The 17,204-nt window shown below is 53.5% G+C and carries 11 protein-coding genes and 1 pseudogene; 8 read left to right on the top strand and 4 right to left on the bottom strand.

The features are described from left to right. Positions 1-47: 47 nt before the first annotated feature. Positions 48-2,756, bottom strand: coding sequence for a magnesium-translocating P-type ATPase (mgtA, locus tag ACMV5H_RS14925; RefSeq protein WP_021807796.1), 2,709 nt, complete (start codon positions 2,754-2,756; stop codon positions 48-50). A 412-nt stretch (positions 2,757-3,168) separates the two neighbouring features. Between mgtA and treR the strand changes: the two genes are divergently transcribed. The 4 genes from treR (at position 3,169) to ACMV5H_RS14905 (ending at position 9,929) form a co-directional block, all read left to right on the top strand. After that, positions 3,169-4,116, top strand: coding sequence for a trehalose operon repressor TreR (treR, locus tag ACMV5H_RS14920; protein WP_021807795.1), 948 nt, complete (start codon positions 3,169-3,171; stop codon positions 4,114-4,116). Between the two features lie 189 nt (positions 4,117-4,305). Beyond that, entirely contained in the window at positions 4,306-5,721 is a 1,416-nt protein-coding gene (gene treB, locus ACMV5H_RS14915) for a PTS trehalose transporter subunit IIBC (protein WP_059199570.1), read from the top strand. A gap of 18 nt (positions 5,722-5,739) precedes the next feature. Then, complete coding sequence (gene treC, locus ACMV5H_RS14910; protein ID WP_115159493.1) at positions 5,740-7,404, top strand: alpha,alpha-phosphotrehalase; 1,665 nt, start codon at positions 5,740-5,742, stop codon at positions 7,402-7,404. Between the two features lie 491 nt (positions 7,405-7,895). After that, positions 7,896-9,929, top strand: a complete 2,034-nt coding sequence (locus ACMV5H_RS14905) for a glycoside hydrolase family 3 N-terminal domain-containing protein (RefSeq protein WP_414822034.1) — start codon at positions 7,896-7,898, stop codon at positions 9,927-9,929. A 192-nt stretch (positions 9,930-10,121) separates the two neighbouring features. Here the strand turns inward: ACMV5H_RS14905 and ACMV5H_RS14900 are convergent, their stop codons facing one another. After that, entirely contained in the window at positions 10,122-10,646 is a 525-nt protein-coding gene (locus ACMV5H_RS14900) for an NAD(P)H-dependent oxidoreductase (RefSeq protein ID WP_059199567.1), read from the bottom strand. A 104-nt stretch (positions 10,647-10,750) separates the two neighbouring features. Between ACMV5H_RS14900 and ACMV5H_RS14895 the strand changes: the two genes are divergently transcribed. The 3 genes from ACMV5H_RS14895 (at position 10,751) to nrdG (ending at position 14,931) form a co-directional block, all read left to right on the top strand. Then, positions 10,751-11,638, top strand: coding sequence for a LysR family transcriptional regulator (locus ACMV5H_RS14895; protein ID WP_059199566.1), 888 nt, complete (start codon positions 10,751-10,753; stop codon positions 11,636-11,638). 311 nt (positions 11,639-11,949) lie between these two features. After that, positions 11,950-14,088: an anaerobic ribonucleoside-triphosphate reductase gene (nrdD, locus tag ACMV5H_RS14890; protein WP_166733970.1), complete on the top strand. Its 2,139-nt coding sequence runs from the start codon at positions 11,950-11,952 to the stop codon at positions 14,086-14,088. Positions 14,089-14,466: 378 nt separating this feature from the next. Next, positions 14,467-14,931 (top strand): anaerobic ribonucleoside-triphosphate reductase-activating protein, encoded by a 465-nt coding sequence (gene nrdG / locus ACMV5H_RS14885; protein WP_115159491.1) that lies wholly within the window; start codon positions 14,467-14,469, stop codon positions 14,929-14,931. Here nrdG and ACMV5H_RS14880 read toward each other — a convergent pair. Beyond that, positions 14,932-15,223 (bottom strand): annotated as a pseudogene (locus ACMV5H_RS14880) (resolvase); the annotation flags it as partial. 465 nt (positions 15,224-15,688) lie between these two features. Here ACMV5H_RS14880 and ACMV5H_RS14875 point away from each other — a divergent pair. Continuing rightward, positions 15,689-16,396, top strand: a complete 708-nt coding sequence (locus ACMV5H_RS14875; protein WP_209529923.1) for a hypothetical protein — start codon at positions 15,689-15,691, stop codon at positions 16,394-16,396. A gap of 255 nt (positions 16,397-16,651) precedes the next feature. On the opposite strand, the gene ACMV5H_RS14870 is transcribed toward ACMV5H_RS14875, so the two are convergent. Next, entirely contained in the window at positions 16,652-17,128 is a 477-nt protein-coding gene (locus tag ACMV5H_RS14870; protein WP_094981869.1) for an Hcp family type VI secretion system effector, read from the bottom strand. Positions 17,129-17,204 lie beyond the last annotated feature (76 nt).

Below are 17,204 nucleotides of genomic sequence, written 5' to 3'. Positions count from 1 at the left end.
GATTTGGTGGTGAGGAGATTTCCCTCCTCACCTCACCACCAGCAAAATTACTGCCAGCCATACCGGCGGACAAACCAGCCTTTCACGCACTGGGTCAGCACCATGTAACCCGCCAGGATCAGCACCAGCCAAGGGAAATAGCTCAGCGGCAACGCCTGCAGCTGCAGGAAGCCCGCCAGCGGCGAGAAGGTCAGGCCGATACCGACGGCGATCACCGCCAACGTCATCACGCACAGCGGCCAGGATGGGCGGCTCTGGATAAACGGAATTTTGCGCGTACGGATCATATGGACGATCAGCGTCTGCGACAGCAGTCCTTCCACAAACCAGCCGGACTGGAACAGCGTCTGCATTTCCGGCGTATTGGCCTGGAACACGTACCACATCAGGGCAAAGGTCAGTACGTCAAAGATCGAGCTGATCGGCCCAAAGAACACCATAAAGCGCCCCAGATCGCCAGAGTTCCAACGCTGTGGCTTGGTGATCTGATCGTCATCGACGTTATCGAACGGGATGGCAATCTGCGAAATATCGTACAGCAGGTTCTGGATCAACAGATGCAGCGGCAACATCGGCAGGAAGGGTAAAAAGGCGCTGGCGATCAGCACGCTGAAGACGTTACCGAAGTTGGAGCTGGCCGTCATCTTGATGTATTTCAGCATGTTGGCAAAGGTGCGACGGCCTTCGATCACCCCCTGCTCCAGCACCATCAGGCTTTTTTCCAACAGGATGATATCCGCCGCTTCCTTGGCGATATCCACCGCAGAATCTACCGAAATACCGATATCCGCTGCACGCAGTGCCGGGGCATCGTTGATACCGTCACCCATAAAGCCCACCACGTGGCCCTGCTTACGCAGCAGTTGGACGATGCGCTCTTTGTGCAGCGGCGTCAGCTTGGCAAACACCGTGGTACGCGCCGCCGCGGCGACCAGCGTGGCGTCATCCATCAGTTCGATCTCGCTGCCACGCAGGATATGCTCCGCATCCAGCCCCACGTCCTTACACACCTTGGCGGCGACCAGTTCGTTGTCGCCGGTGAGGATTTTGACGGTTACACCATTCTTTTTCAGCGCAGCCAACGCCGGTGCGGTGCTCTCCTTCGGCGGATCGAGGAAGGCGATATAGCCTTCGAGGATCAGATCCGATTCATCCGCCACGCCATACTCATGATCCGTCGCTGGCAGGATCTTGTTGGCCACCGCCACCACGCGCAGCCCTTGCTGGTTCAGCTCGTCGGTAACACGGCGGATGCGCGCCAGCAGCGCTTCACTGAGCGGGATCACTTCATCTCCCTGCCGCACGTGGCTACAGATCGACAGCATCTCTTCCAGTGCGCCCTTACAGATTAGCTCGTGGTATTGCGCCTCTTTGGCAACGACTACCGACATGCGGCGACGTTCGAAATCGAACGGGATCTCGTCCACTTTGCGGTAATGCTGCAACGCGTCCGGCTGCTGGCTTTCGTCGGCACAGGTCAGCACCGCCACATCCAGCAGGTTTTTCAGCCCGGTCTGGTAGAAGCTATTCAGCCAGGCGTAGCGCAGCACCCGCTCGCTGTTAGCTCCAAACACGTCGGTATGGCGCTCCAGCACAATTTTGTCCTGGGTCAGCGTGCCGGTTTTATCGGTGCACAGAATATCCATCGCGCCAAAGTTCTGGATCGCGTCCAGACGTTTGACGATCACCTTCTGACGCGACAGCTTGACCGCCCCTTTCGCCAGAGTAGAGGTGACGATCATCGGCAGCATTTCCGGCGTCAGCCCCACGGCCACCGAGAGCGCAAACAGCGCCGCTTCCCACCAGTCGCCTTTGGTAAAGCCGTTAATCAGCAGCACGATCGGCGTCATCACCAGCATGAAGCGGATCAACAGCCAGCTTACTTTGCTGATACCGGCCTGGAAGGCGTTGGGCTGCTCATCCTGGCTGGTCACCCGCTGTGCCAACTGGCCGAAGTAGGTTTCGCTGCCGGTGCCGATCACCATGGCCAGCGCGGTACCGCTGACGACGTTGGTGCCCATGAAGCACAGGTTTTGGCACTCCAACGGATCGCTCACCTGGCTACGTGGATCTGCCACTTTTTCTACCGGCAGTGACTCACCGGTCAACGCTGCCTGGCTGATAAACAGATCCTTGGCAGACAACAACCGCAGATCCGCCGGGATCATATCCCCAGCCGATAGCTTGATGATATCGCCCGGCACCAACTGTGAGATCGGCAGTTCGCTATGCTCGCTTTTACCGGTATGCGCATCGCTGCGGTACACCGTTGCGGTGTTGCTGACCATAGCCTTCAGCGCGTCCGCCGCCTTGTTGGAGCGGGCTTCCTGGATAAAATGCAGTAACGTGGAGATCAGCACCATCAGCCCAATCACCAGCGCGGCAATCAGATCTTCGGTGGCGTAGGAAATCAGCCCCAGTACGGTCAGCAGCAGATTGAACGGGTTGCTGTAGCAGTGCCACAAATGCTTCCACCAACTTTCAGCAAGCTGGTTTTCGATGGTGTTGCTACCAAACTGGCCGCGGGCGGTTTCTGCTTCCTGCTCGGTGATGCCTTCCGGGTGGCTGTTGAAACGCTCATACAGTTGCATCGCGCTGGCGGCGGCACATTCCAGACGTTGTTGCGCCAAACCGGCAGGCAACTCTTGCGCCGATCCACTGACGCTTTCCAACAGTGCATCACGCCGCACCAGACGGCGTGGCAAATTGCGGCTGAGCAGACCCAGCAGCCGACGGGGGATTTGTTTTAATTTCATCGTTCGCACCTCATTGCCCAGCGCCTCACGGCAGTGGGTGAACGGCGGATCGGCTCGCTGGCTTGATTTTCGGACGCGCCAAAAATCCTCCGCCGGAGCAGATCACTGATTTTCAATCACAACAGAGGCGAACTATCGAACAAGTGCCGCTGCTTACCTAAACCGGTAAAACAGCAACGCAGAGCGGAGAGGTTTTACCGGGGAACCGAATGAGTAGTGTCGGGGCTCGGATCAGGATCCATTCAGGGATTTACCTCAGGTCAAAGAAAAAGTGGGAACGGCAAAGGCGGCCATTCCGTTTTGCAACACTATGGGCTGCGCACCAAGATCCGCGCGTTAAAATGCGCTATGGTAGCGAGCATAAGTGGGATGTTGTAAGTTTAAGCCTCATAACCTAAACGATAAGTAAACCATGCAAAACCGGCTGACAATCAAGGATATCGCCCGCCTGAGCGGGGTAGGCAAGTCTACCGTCTCACGCGTGATGAATAACGAAGGCAGCGTAAGCCCGCAAACCCGTGAACGGGTGGAGGCGGTGATCCGCAGCCAGGGGTTTACCCCATCAAAATCGGCGCGAGCCATGCGCGGCCAGAGCGACAAAGTGGTCGCCATTATCGTTTCCCGTCTGGATTCCCCTTCGGAAAATCAGGCCGTGCGCACCATGCTGCCGCTGCTGTATCAGCAGGGCTTCGATCCGATCGTGATGGAAAGCCAGTTTGAAACCCGGCTGGTAGAGGAGCACCTCAACGTACTGCGCCAGCGCAACGTCGATGGCGTGATCCTGTTCGGCTTTACCGGCCTGACCGCTGACATGCTCAAACCATGGCAGGAAAAGATGGTGGTAGTCGCCCGCGAATATCCGGGGATCTCCTCCGTTTGTTATGACGATGAAGGAGCCGTGAAACTGCTGATGCAGCGCTTACGCAAGCAGGGTCATAGCCATATCAGCTACCTTGGCGTACAGGAGTCCGATGCCACCACCGGGATGCGTCGTCATCAGGCCTATCTGGATACCTGTCGCGAACAGAAGATCTCACCGGTCGTGGCGCTGGGAGAACTGAGCTATCAGAGCGGCTTCCAACAGGCCGCCAACGTGATTGAACCGCAAACCACCGCGCTGGTGTGCGCCTCCGATACCATCGCGCTAGGTGCGATGAAGTACCTGCAACAGCAACAGATTACGCCAATCCAGGTGTGCGCCATCGGTAACACTCCAATGCTCAACTTCTTGTTCCCGGAGACATTTTCCGTTGAATTGGGTTATGGCACCGCTGGGCAGCAGGCGGCACTTCAGTTGCTGGGCCAGTTGAGTGGTGAACTGAGCATCCGCCAAATCATTATCCCCTGCAAACTTGCCTGACAACGGGCGCCCCATGCGGCGCCCCTTCGTATCGTAGCCAGAATTCGTTGTGACGCTACCTGAGGCTTTATTGTTCGTTTTGTGATCCTTACCGCAAGTTGGGAACGTTCCCATTTAATAACCACGGCCAAGTGACTAAGCTTAAAAACATCAATACCTCTGAACCTCACTGATAACAAAGGTGCCATAATGAGCAAAGTTCAGCAGCAGGACATCGATCGCCTGATCGTGCTGGTGGGTGGCCGCGAGAATATCGCCACCGTCAGCCACTGCATTACCCGCCTGCGTTTCGTCCTTAACGATCCCGCCAAGGCCAAGCCGAAAGAGATTGAGCAGTTGCGCATGGTCAAAGGCTGCTTCACCAACGCCGGGCAGTTTCAGGTGGTGATCGGCCCCGAAGTCGGTGATTACTATCAGGCGTTAATCGCCACCACCGGCATCAACGAAGCCGATAAAGAACAAGCCAAGCTGGCAGCCCGCCAGAATATGACCTGGTTCGAACGTGGCATCTCCCACTTCGCCGAAATCTTCTTCCCGCTGCTGCCAGCCCTGATCAGCGGCGGTTTGATCCTGGGTTTCCGCAACGTGATCGGCGATATCCCAATGTCCGGCGGCCAAACGCTGGCCCAGATGCACCCAGCCTGGAAAACCATTTACGACTTCCTGTGGCTATTGGGCGAGGCCATCTTTATGTTCCTGCCGGTGGCCATCTGTTGGTCAACGGTGAAGAAGATGGGCGGTACCCCGGTGCTAGGCATCGTGATGGGGATCACCCTGGTCTCCCCACAGCTGATGAACTCCTACCTGCTCGGCCAGCAAGTGCCGGAAGTGTGGAACTTTGGCTGGTTCACCATTGAGAAAGTGGGCTATCAGGCGCAGGTGATCCCGTCGATCCTCGCCGGTATGGCGCTGGGCTGGATCGAAACCCGTCTGAAAAAGATCGTGCCGGATTATCTGTATCTGGTGGTGGTGCCGGTGGTTTCTCTGCTGCTGGCCGTGTTCTTGGCACACACGCTGATCGGTCCGTTTGGCCGCATGATCGGTGATGGCGTAGCCTGGGCGGTGAAGTGGGTGATGACCGGTAGTTTTGCCCCGATCGGCGCGGCACTGTTTGGCTTCCTGTATGCACCGTTGGTGATCACCGGGGTGCATCAGACCACGCTGGCCATCGATATGCAGATGATCCAAAGCATGGGCGGCACGCCAGTCTGGCCACTGATTGCCCTGTCCAATATCGCGCAAGCCTCGGCGGTGCTGGGCATCATCATCGTCAGCCGCAAGGCCAACGAACGTGAAATTTCCGTACCGGCCGCTATCTCCGCCTATCTCGGCGTTACCGAACCGGCCATGTACGGTATCAACCTGAAATATCGCTTCCCTATGCTGTGCGCGATGATCGGCTCCGCCTTCGCAGGCTTGATTTGTGGCCTGACCGGCGTGATGGCTAACGGCATCGGCGTGGGCGGCCTGCCGGGCATCCTGTCTATCCAACCGCAGTTCTGGCTGATCTACTCGGTAGCCATCCTGGTGGCCGTGGTGATCCCGCTGCTGTTGACCATGATGGTTTACAAACGCAAAGCCAGCCGCGGCGAGTTGCCGGTTTAAACAGAAAGGTATTTTTTTATGAGCAATATCATCCCTTGGTGGCAGAACGGCGTTATTTATCAAATCTATCCGAAGAGCTTCCAGGACAGCACCGGTAACGGCTATGGCGATCTGGCTGGGGTGACACAACGGCTGGACTACTTGCAGGAACTGGGCGTCGATGCCATTTGGCTGACGCCGGTCTATGTCTCGCCCCAGGTCGATAATGGCTACGACGTCGCCGATTACTGCGCCATCGATCCGGCCTACGGCACCATGGCCGACTTCGAACACCTGGTGGCACAGGCCCACCAGCGCAGCATCCGTATCGTGATGGATATGGTGTTTAACCACACCTCCACCGAGCATCCGTGGTTTAAGGCTTCGCAGGATCCTGCCAGCCCGCTGCGTCAGTTCTACATCTGGCGCGATGGCGAAGGTGACGCCCTGCCCAACAACTGGCGTTCCAAGTTTGGCGGTAACGCCTGGCAATGGCATGCCGACAGCGGCCAATATTACCTGCACCTGTTTGCTACCGAGCAGGCCGACCTGAACTGGGAACACCCGCCGGTGCGCGAAGAGCTGAAGAAAGTGTGCCAGTTCTGGGCAGATAAAGGCGTGGATGGGCTGCGCCTTGACGTAATCAACCTGGTGTCCAAGCAGCAGGACTTCCCAAGCGATAGCCAGGGCGATGGCCGCCGTTTCTACACCGACGGCCCGCGCATTCACGAGTTTTTGCAGGAGATGAGCCGCGACGTGTTCCAGCCACGCGGCCTGATGACCGTGGGCGAGATGTCTTCAACCTCGCTGGAGCATTGCCAACAGTATGCGGCGCAAAGCGGTGCCGAGCTGTCGATGACCTTCAACTTCCACCATCTGAAAGTAGACTATGCCAACGGGCAGAAGTGGACGCTGGCCGCGCCGGATTACGTCGAGTTGAAGCAGATTTTCCACCACTGGCAGCAAGGCATGCATAACCGCGCCTGGAACGCGTTGTTCTGGTGTAATCACGACCAGCCGCGCATCGTTTCGCGCTTTGGCGACGAGGGCGAACTGCGAGTCACCGCAGCCAAGATGCTGGCAATGGTGCTGCACGGTATGCAGGGCACGCCGTATATCTATCAGGGTGAAGAGATCGGCATGACCAATCCGGGCTTCCAGCAAATCGAAAGCTATCGCGATGTGGAAAGCCTGAATATGTACGCCGAACTGCTGGCTCAGGGAAGAAACCAAGACGAACTGTTGGCTATTCTGGCCAGCAAATCACGGGACAATGGTCGTACGCCGATGCAGTGGGACGCAACAGCCCACGCTGGCTTCACCACCGGTACACCTTGGATTGCCTGTGCAGAGAACTACCCGCAGATTAATGCCACGGCAGCATTGGCCGATCGGGATTCGGTGTTTTACGCTTATCGCCATCTGATCGCCCTGCGCAAGCAGTATCCGCTGCTGACTCACGGTGACTATCAGGATCTGGCCCCGGCTCACCCGGCATTGTGGTGTTATCAACGGAGTTGGAATGGGCAACAGTTGCTGGTCGTTGCGAACCTGAGCCACGAACCTTTGGCATGGGATGCCGCCGGCGTTGAGTTTTCTGAACTGTGGCGACCGCTGATTAGCAACTATATGGATGCTGCCGAGCAGCCACGGGCCGGAGTTTTGCGGCCTTTCGAAGCAAGTTGGTGGCTGCTGGAGTCCTGATTGGTCACCGGGAGTTGTTTGCTACAACCAATACATAATCTTTTTAAAAATCATGATTTTGTATGGCTTGAACAATGAAATTGGCGCTGAGAACACTTCCTCTGTGACTCAGCGCCAGGCAGAGGCCAAAAGGCAGCGGATCTAACCGCAACGCCCTGCCATTGAATCATATATTAAACACGTAGTACCTGACCTTTATTATTCCCCGTATAAATAAGTCACCCGGCACAATTACACTTAACTCCCCTATATTTCTTCCCAAATCATTATTACGCTATTTCAGACGTAAAAAGATCTGCATCCAAGATTAAAATGTGAAGGATATCCCAAATTGTAAATAGATTTATTTCACGCTGTAAAAAAAACATGCAATAATAGGTAAAAACCAGATTGAAAACATAACTCAATAATAAATATAACTATTTTAATTAAACCACCAGACTGATTTTTCCCATCGGCCTTTTTACCTCTCGTGAAATGGAGCACTCTTTATGACCATCAAAAGGAAGTCGATATTTATAGTCAGTGGTTTATTCGCCGCCGGATTGACCGGCTGTGACAATAATGACACCCAGATTACTCCGAGTAATCAGGCGGAGCTGGAGAGCAGAAATATCCCCACGCTTACCGTCGACGGGCTGAAATTTAAAGATCTGAATAAAAACGGCCAGCTAGATCCTTATGAAGACTGGCGTCTTGATAGCGCCACCCGCGCCCGCGATCTGACCGCCCGCATGAACGTGGAAGAAAAAGCCGGTGCCATGATGCATGGTACCATTGGCCTCGATGGTGCTGGCCGCGTCGATATCAGCGCCGCCGAAGAAGATGTTAACCAACGCTTCGTCAACACCTTCATTACCCGCATGGCGGGCGATCCACAGCATATTTCCGCCGATAACAATGCGCTGCAGGAAATGGCCGAGAAGTCTCGCCTCGGTATTCCAGTGACCATCAGTACCGACCCACGCAACCACTTCGTTAACGATCCGAATGCTACCAGCGTCGCGGCAGGCAGTTTCTCACAATGGCCAGAGCCGCTCGGCCTGGCGGCAATCGATGATACGGCACTGTCCAAAACCTTTGGTGATATCGCCCGTCAGGAGTATCGGGCCGTTGGGATCCATATGGCGTTATCACCGCAGGCCGACCTTGCCACCGAACCGCGCTGGGGCCGCATCAACGGTACCTTCGGCGAGGATAACCAGCTCGCCAAACGCCAGGTGCAAGCCTATATCGAAGGCTTCCAGCATGGTGACAAAGGCCTGACCCAAGACAGCGTCATCACCGTAGTAAAACACTTTGCCGGTGGCGGTCCACAGCTTGGCGGGTTGGATCCGCACAATATCTTTGGCAAAGAGCAGGTCTATCCGGGCGATAATCTGGAATACCACCTTGTACCGTTCGAAGGGGCATTTGCCGCCAATGTGGCCTCGGTGATGCCCTATTACGGCCAACCGATCAACCTGTGGTACAAGGATCAGCTGATTGAAGAAGTAGGCTTTGGCTTTAATAAGCAGGTGTTAACCGAGATGCTGCGTGGCCGCTTTGGCTTCACCGGCGTAGTGCTGAGTGACTGGGGCATCCTGGAAAGCTGCGAAGGTAAATGCGCCACCGGCATCAGCGATGCCGACATCGCCGCCGGAGTCTCACCTTGGGCTGCCGGGATCGGCATGTCGTGGGGCGTTGAGAATCTCACCCGCCAGGAACGCGTAGTGAAAGCGGTGGAAGCCGGCATCGATCAGTTCGGCGGTACCAGCGATCCTAGCGATCTGATAGAAGCCATCAACCAGCAACAGCTGCCGATCGCCACCATCGATGCTTCCGTCACACGTATTTTGCAGCAGAAGTTTGAGCTGGGGCTGTTTGAGAAACCTTACGTGGACGAAGCCAAAGCGGTGAAAATCGTCGGTAACGCCGAATTCCAACAACAAGGGGATGACGCACAGCGCCGTGCGCAGATCCTGTTGCAGAATAATAATTCCCTGCTGCCATTGGCGCTGAGCGGCAAGAAGGTGTTCCTGCATAACGTCAACGCTACCGTGGCGGCACGCTATGGGTTGGAAGTCGTCGCTACGCCGGAAGAGGCGGAGATCGCCATCCTGCGAGTAGATACGCCACATCAGAACGATCCGCACTACCCGTTTGGCGTTTCGGTCAACTTTGGCCAACTGGGCTTTGACGATGCCGAAACCGTGGTGCTGGATCAGAAAGCTGGCACTTACAGCGGCAGTGAAGACTATAGACTGATCAAACAGGTGAAGGCGCTCAACCTGCCAACGGTGATTTCCGTTTACCTCGATCGTCCGGCGATCCTGACCAACATCGTGGATAAAACCGACGTACTGCTGGCCAACTTTGGCGCATCCGATGAGGCGGTGCTGGATGTGATCACCGGCAAGAGCAAGGCACAGGGTAAGTTACCGTTTGAGCTGCCATCCAACTGGCAGGCGGTGCTGGATCAGAAAGAGGACGTGGCGCACGATTCTGTCGATCCTCTGTTCCCAATCGGCGCGGGTATTCTGTAATACGGCCCTCACCCCAACCCTCTCCCAAAGGGAGAGGGAGCTGATAGCCCCTGCTCGTTTGGTAGTAAAGCGATAACCTCAGCAAACACGCTCGATCGGTCCCCTCCCACAGGGAGACGGATTATCAAACAGTTGCCACGCTTAACACCGAGCAGCAAACTTCGGTGTTAAGTGTTCAGGATGTCCCCGAACTCAAAAACTTTTCACCAGCTTCACTACGTCCGCCGCTTCCTCTGCCAGCTTCTCATCGCTCATATCAAATACGCCCTGCACCAGATGCGGCGGCAAATAATCCATGCCGGTCAGGTTGGCAACGGCGTTAAACGGCCGCAGCAGGTCTGCTACCGGATAGCGGTTATACCCTGCCGGTGAATAGGCCTGCGCGTTGCCCCCGGTGCTGACCACCAGTTGCAAAGGCTTACCCTGCAGTTGGGTGCCTTCGCTGCCATAGGCGAAACCGTGGGTTAATACCGCATCCTGCCATTCGCTGAGGATCGCCGGTGAGCTGTACCAATAAAACGGAAACAGCATCACTACCACATCGTGCGCTTGCAGCAGTTCCTGCTCGCGGGCCACATCAATCTGGTAGTCCGGGTAAACGCGCATCAGTTCATGCACGGTGACGTTAGGTAAAGGACGCAGCGCCTCGATCAGCGCCTTATTGATGCGGGATTCGTCGGGGAAACGGTGGGCGGCCAACACTAAAATACGTGACATGGGGAAATCCTTGTTTATCGAAAGTAAACCATTTTTTCATTTCCTCCGTTTCCGGTGTAGTCTGTAAACAGTCACATTAACTTCAACCTAAAGTATCAACCATTATGTCGCTGCCCATTGACGTACACCGCCTGTTACCGGCGTTTCTCAGCGCCGCTCAGACACAAAACTTCTCCGCCGCTGCACGCCAGCTGGGTGTGACCCCGGCAGCGATCAGCAAAAATATCCGCGTGCTGGAAGAGAAGCTGGCGCTGCGGTTGTTCCAACGCAACACCCACAGCGTGGTGCTGACTGACGAAGGCAAAGCCCTGCTGGAACAGGTAGCACCGTTATGGCAAGCGCTGACCGCCACGTTAGAGCTGGCAGGAGGCACACAACTCCCCCCCGCCGGTAGCGTGCGCGTCAGCATGATCCCAGGCTTTGGCCGCCAGGTACTGATGCCGCTGATCCCTGAGTTTTTACAACGCTACCCGATGATCGATCTGGATCTGTCACTGGATGCACGCGTGGTGAACCTGGTCGGTGAAGGTTTTGATGTGGGCATCGGCAGCCAGGTCGATCCCGATAGCCGGCTGGTAGCACGCCCGCTCTACCCGATGCAGATGCTATTGGTCGCTGCCCCCGGTTACCTTGCCCAACATGGCACACCGCAGGTGCCGGAAGATCTGCTGCAACATAGCTGCCTGCTGCACCGCAATCCGGCTACCGGGCGTAATGTAAAGTGGCCTCTGGCACACAAAACGCTGGATTTGCATGGCCGCCTGACGGCCAGCAGCCCGGAGATGTTGCTAGATTCCGCGCTGGCCGGGCTGGGCATTGCTTGCCTGTCGCGCTGGTATGTGGAACAGCACTTTGCCCAGGGAACATTGCTACCGGTGCTGCCAGATCACTGGCCTAAACCCACGCAAATCTGGCTCTACTACGCCTCTGCAGATTTGCCGCCACGGGTGCGTGTCTGGGTCGATTTTTTACTGGCGCATTTTCGCCGCTAACCGGCATGATGCGATCGCAATCACGCTTTAACGATCTTTCGGATAATCGGCATTTTCCATTCAAGCCGCTGATAGCAAGGGTTACAAATATTCCTGTAACGGGTAGCTGTACAGCGTTCAAACTGCTCCCCCCATTCTTTGACCCACGTCAAAAAAAGCGGCGCCACACCCATATATAGTGCCCATAGATATTCAACCACCTATATGTAGTAGTTATCCACAATATCATCCACACCCTCCGCAGCCCTTGCGCCCTGCGGTTTTGCCCTGTGGATAAGCCGACGCTCCCCCATGGGGATAGGAGTTACAACGTGAAACCAGTAGTGATTAAACGGGACGGTTGCCAGGTATCTTTTGACGAGATGCTGATCAAGCAGGCCATCGAGCGGGCCGCTTTGGCCGCTGAAGTTGTCGATGCCGACTACTGTGCTACCGTCGCCCGCGTGGTCGCTCAACAGATGGAAAACCGACCGCGAGTCGATATCCACGAAATCCAGCAGGCGGTAGAAAACCAGCTGATGTCTGGCCCGTATAAGCAACTGGCACGTACCTACATCGAATATCGCCACGATCGTGACGTCTCGCGTGAGCTGCGCGGGCGGCTGAACCAGGAAATTCGTGGCCTGGTGGAACAAAGCAACGTTGCGCTGCTCAATGAGAACGCCAATAAAGACAGCAAGGTGATCCCTACCCAGCGCGATCTGCTGGCCGGGATCGTCGCCAAGCACTACGCCAAACAGCATATCCTGCCGCGCGATGTGGTGCTGGCGCACGAGCGCGGTGAAATCCACTATCACGATCTCGACTACTCACCGTTCTTCCCGATGTTCAACTGTATGCTGATCGATCTGAAAGGCATGCTGACCAACGGCTTCAAGATGGGTAACGCCGAGATCGAGCCGCCGAAGTCGATCTCCACCGCCACCGCCGTAACCGCGCAGATCATCGCTCAGGTTGCCAGCCATATTTATGGCGGCACCACCATCAACCGCATCGATGAGATCCTGGCCCCCTTCGTTACCGAGAGCTTCCACAAGCATCAGCAGGTAGCGCAGCAGTGGCAGATCCCAGACGTGGCAGGCTATGCGATGACCCGCACCGAGAAAGAGTGTTACGACGCCTTCCAGTCGCTGGAATATGAAGTCAACACTTTGCATACCGCCAACGGCCAGACGCCGTTTGTCACCTTCGGTTTCGGCCTGGGCACCAGTTGGGAATCGCGCATGATCCAGCAGTCGATCCTGAAAAATCGTATCGCCGGGCTGGGTAAAAATCGTAAAACCGCCGTGTTCCCGAAACTGGTCTTCGCCATCCGCGACGGCCTGAACCACAAATTTGGTGACGCCAACTACGACATCAAACAGCTGGCGTTGGAATGTGCCAGCAAACGCATGTATCCGGACATTCTCAATTACGATCAGGTGGTCAAGGTCACCGGTTCGTTTAAAACACCGATGGGTTGCCGCAGCTTCCTCGGCACCTATGAAGAAAACGGCGAGCAAATCCACGATGGCCGCAACAATATCGGCGTGATCAGCCTGAACCTGCCACGTATTGCTCTGGAAGCCCAGGGTAACGAAGACCGCTTCTGGCAGTTGCTGGATGAGCGCCTGCTGCTGGCCAAGAAAGCCCTGATGACCCGCATTGCCCGCCTGGAAGGCATCAAGGCCCGCGTGGCACCGATCCTGTATATGGAAGGAGCCTGCGGCGTGCGGTTGAAAGCCGACGACAATATCGCGGAGATCTTCAAGAACGGCCGCGCCTCGATTTCGCTGGGCTACATCGGCGTGCATGAAACCATCAACGCGCTGTTTGGCGCAGAAAAACACGTGTACGACGACGAGCAACTGCGCGCCAAAGCCATTGCCATCGTTGAGCGCTTGAAAAACGCCACCGAAAGCTGGAAAGAAGAAACCGGCTACGGCTTCAGCCTGTACAGCACGCCAAGTGAGAACCTGTGCGATCGCTTCTGCCGCCTCGATACCAGCGAGTTTGGCGTGGTCGCCGGGGTGACTGACAAGGGTTATTACACCAACAGTTTCCACCTCGACGTGGAGAAAAAGGTTAATCCGTACGACAAGCTGGACTTCGAGGCGCCATACCCACCTTTGGCCAACGGCGGTTTTATCTGTTACGGCGAATACCCGAACCTGCAGCACAACCTGAAGGCGCTGGAAGACGTGTGGGATTACAGCTACACCCGCGTGCCTTATTACGGCACCAACACGCCGATCGATGAGTGCTACGAGTGTGGCTACACCGGTGAGTTCTCCTGTACCAGCAAGGGCTTCACCTGCCCGAAATGTGGCAACCATGACTCGGCAAAAGTGTCGGTGACCCGCCGCGTATGTGGCTATCTGGGCAGCCCGGATGCCCGGCCGTTCAACGCCGGTAAGCAGGAAGAAGTGAAACGCCGGGTAAAACATCTGGGCAACGGGCAGATCGGTTAATTTCAGCCAGTGGCCCCTCACCCTAACCCTCTCCCACAGGGAGAGGGGACCGAATGTGCCACAACTTAACGACGGCATTCGTCCTCAACATAGCTTCTGGGCACAACATCGGGTCAGCTCCCTCTTACTAAAGGAGAGGCTTGAGATGAGAGGATGGGGCCAAATACGTCACGGGTGACTTCCATACCTAACTGCCGCACCGTACCTGCTCCTTCTCCCACAGAGAGGGGGACAGAAAGTGCCACAACTTAATTACTGCACTCGCCCTTGGTAACAATGTTGCAGAGTAACTTCTGCACCTGAGCACAACGCCGGGCCAGCTCCCTCTCCCTATGGGAGAGGGTTGGGGTGAGGGGCCATATAAAAGAACGCAACATTATGAATTTTCACCAGTATTATCCTATCGACGTGGTCAACGGCCCCGGCACCCGCTGTACGCTGTTTGTCGCAGGCTGCGTGCACCAATGCCCCGGTTGCTATAACAAAAGCACCTGGCGGCTGAACTCTGGCCTGCCGTTTACCCAGCAGATGGAAGATCAGGTCATAGCCGATCTCAACGACACGCGTATTCCACGCCAAGGGTTGTCGCTGTCCGGTGGTGATCCGCTGCACCCGGCCAACGTCGCCGCCGTATTGCAGTTGGTCAAGCGAGTACACGCCGAATGCCCCGGCAAAGATATCTGGCTGTGGACCGGCTATAAGCTGGATGAACTGAATAGCGAGCAGATGCAGATCGTCGATCGGATTAACGTATTGATAGACGGCAAGTTTGTGCAGGATTTAAAAGACCCGTCGCTGATCTGGCGCGGCAGCGCTAACCAGGTGCTACATAAACTGCGCTAATGTTGATGTCCGTCCGGGGTTCCGACTGGCTTCGATTTGACGCTGTTTCCATGTCCCTAATAGCCACAACCAGCTGCGGGTATTTTCGCGATGGCTCCAGTTCAAAATCCCCTGGTCTTAGTGCAAGTGCTTCATTCAATCTTGCGCTGGTGTTCCATAGAGTATCAAAAAACATGCGCCGAGTTAGACCGTCAAAGTAGCTCAGCAATACGGCCACCTCTGGAGCTAGTAGATATTTCGGTAATCCTGCGCCCAACTGTGCGGCGTAATCACGCATCGATCGGACGATATCAAGCAACAGGTATCCCAGCCCCTGGGAAGTGTCGCTACATGAATTCTGTAAAAGTTCGCGGAGCGGCCACCGGCACAGAACGGGAAAGGAAAGAAGAAGAGGGCCAGCCCGATACACTACATATTGTGCGCTGGTCAGCTGCGATCGAAACCAGATGTTAATTTTTTGGGGATGGCCAAGAACGAAATGATCAACAAAGGATGTGAGCAAGTAAGCCGTACAAGGCGACATTTTAAGGCAGACAAAGAGCCTCAATTTAGAGGACTAAATTTTTGGTTTGCCGATGACATATAAATAACTAATAAATTAAAATCAAAAAATACATCATGTGAATGAAAATTTCGATCTTATCCATGCATATCAAACTATAACCTCATTTTTTCGTAAGGCTAGCTTTGAGGAATGCATTAGAGATATAATGTTTTTTTAGTACCAAATGCCGTATAAATAAAAGGAGCTTGTTAAATGGACTATAGTTACTTTCTTAGACAACAAATGCAGGCTGAAAGAAAAATGGCATTATCCCTTGATAAAGGTGTTGAGGGTGTCTATGAGAAAGCAATTGATACAACCGAGGCAATATATGATGGATTTGAAAGGCTATCATGGAGAACATCATGTTTCATAGATAAATATGAAGATGTTTGTCAAGAAATAAAAATAGAAGACGAACGGTATTTTTATGGTATTTTGGAGTTATTTGGAAAGAGAGATATACTTCTGCATATGCTGATTTTATATGTTGAGTTTGTTTTAGATGATGAGGATAGAACCCAAAGAGAAGCTAAATCAAGAACAAGAGGGACAAGTAAATTATTTGCTGCGTTTACTTCTGGAGTGCTAACTAAGAAAGCTATTGCTTATACAATAGGTAAATCTTTATCTGGATCGCCTGAAATTTTAGCCTCAATCAGGAAACAAACATATAAGAAAGGGCCATGGGCTTTAACAGGTGTTGCATTGTATGGGCAAGTTCAAAGAGCTGCTATGGCAGCAAGAAAACTAAGAACGCTTGAACCTCGCTATTATAACATACTATATAATAATAGAATTGAGATGCTATATATATATGTAGATCCAATTATAACGGCGTTAATAATGAAGCTTAAAAGTAAACATAACGCTACGCTTGAAGAAAAAATTGAAATTTTAGAAGAGGTAATTGGCTTATGATTATCGAAATATTAGAAATAATAAAAATCATGATTGGTTTTTTTTTAAAATACGTCAAACTAATTATATTTACTATATTTTTTAATTTCCTTCCAACTGCTGTCGTTGTTTTATTGTATTTGCTGTATTTGGCATTCATACCAGAATATAGCGGGAGGTTATTAATAATATCAATTATTGTAGTCTTCTATTTATCTTGGAAGTATATCCCAGACAAGTATACATAAAAAGGCCGTTTAAAACGGCCTTCAATAACTAGAATACGCGCTCATCCCATATGCTGTATCCTGACGTGCCAGCCACATGAGTCCAGTCAATACTTTTATATGCTATGGATATGATTTCATAAGGCTGAACATCACTCTGTAATAGTGAGTTTGGACAGTGCTGACTAATGCTAACAATATATGCATCCTTTAGCTTTATAGTGTAAAATTTTTCAATCCTTCCAGTTGAATCTATTCGGTGCATATAAATTATAATTTGAAGTCTTTCATTTCCATCTAATGCAACCCCCAAAAGAGGCGATGACTTGTCAATAGGCTTGTTTATTACAATCGGATGGTGACAGACGTTTTGATCTCTTGTAAGGTCATGATCAAAAGAATAGATAAAAGCTTGGTCTTCATGCCCTTTTTGACTCCTATTGCCAATGGATGGTACTGATGAACAACCTGCGGAAATATGCCCTTGCTTTTCACCTTGAATATCTGCATAAATAGTTGTGGCCATTTAAATCTCCATTTTAATTAAGCGATTTAATAAAATCGAAGTTCCAGAGTAACAATCCACTCTGTGTATAATACTA

Origin of the sequence: Serratia sp. N21D137 (genome assembly GCF_047530005.1) — a bacterium.
Taxonomy (GTDB): domain Bacteria; phylum Pseudomonadota; class Gammaproteobacteria; order Enterobacterales; family Enterobacteriaceae; genus Chania; species Chania fonticola_B.
This window is presented reverse-complemented; position numbering and strand designations above follow the sequence as displayed.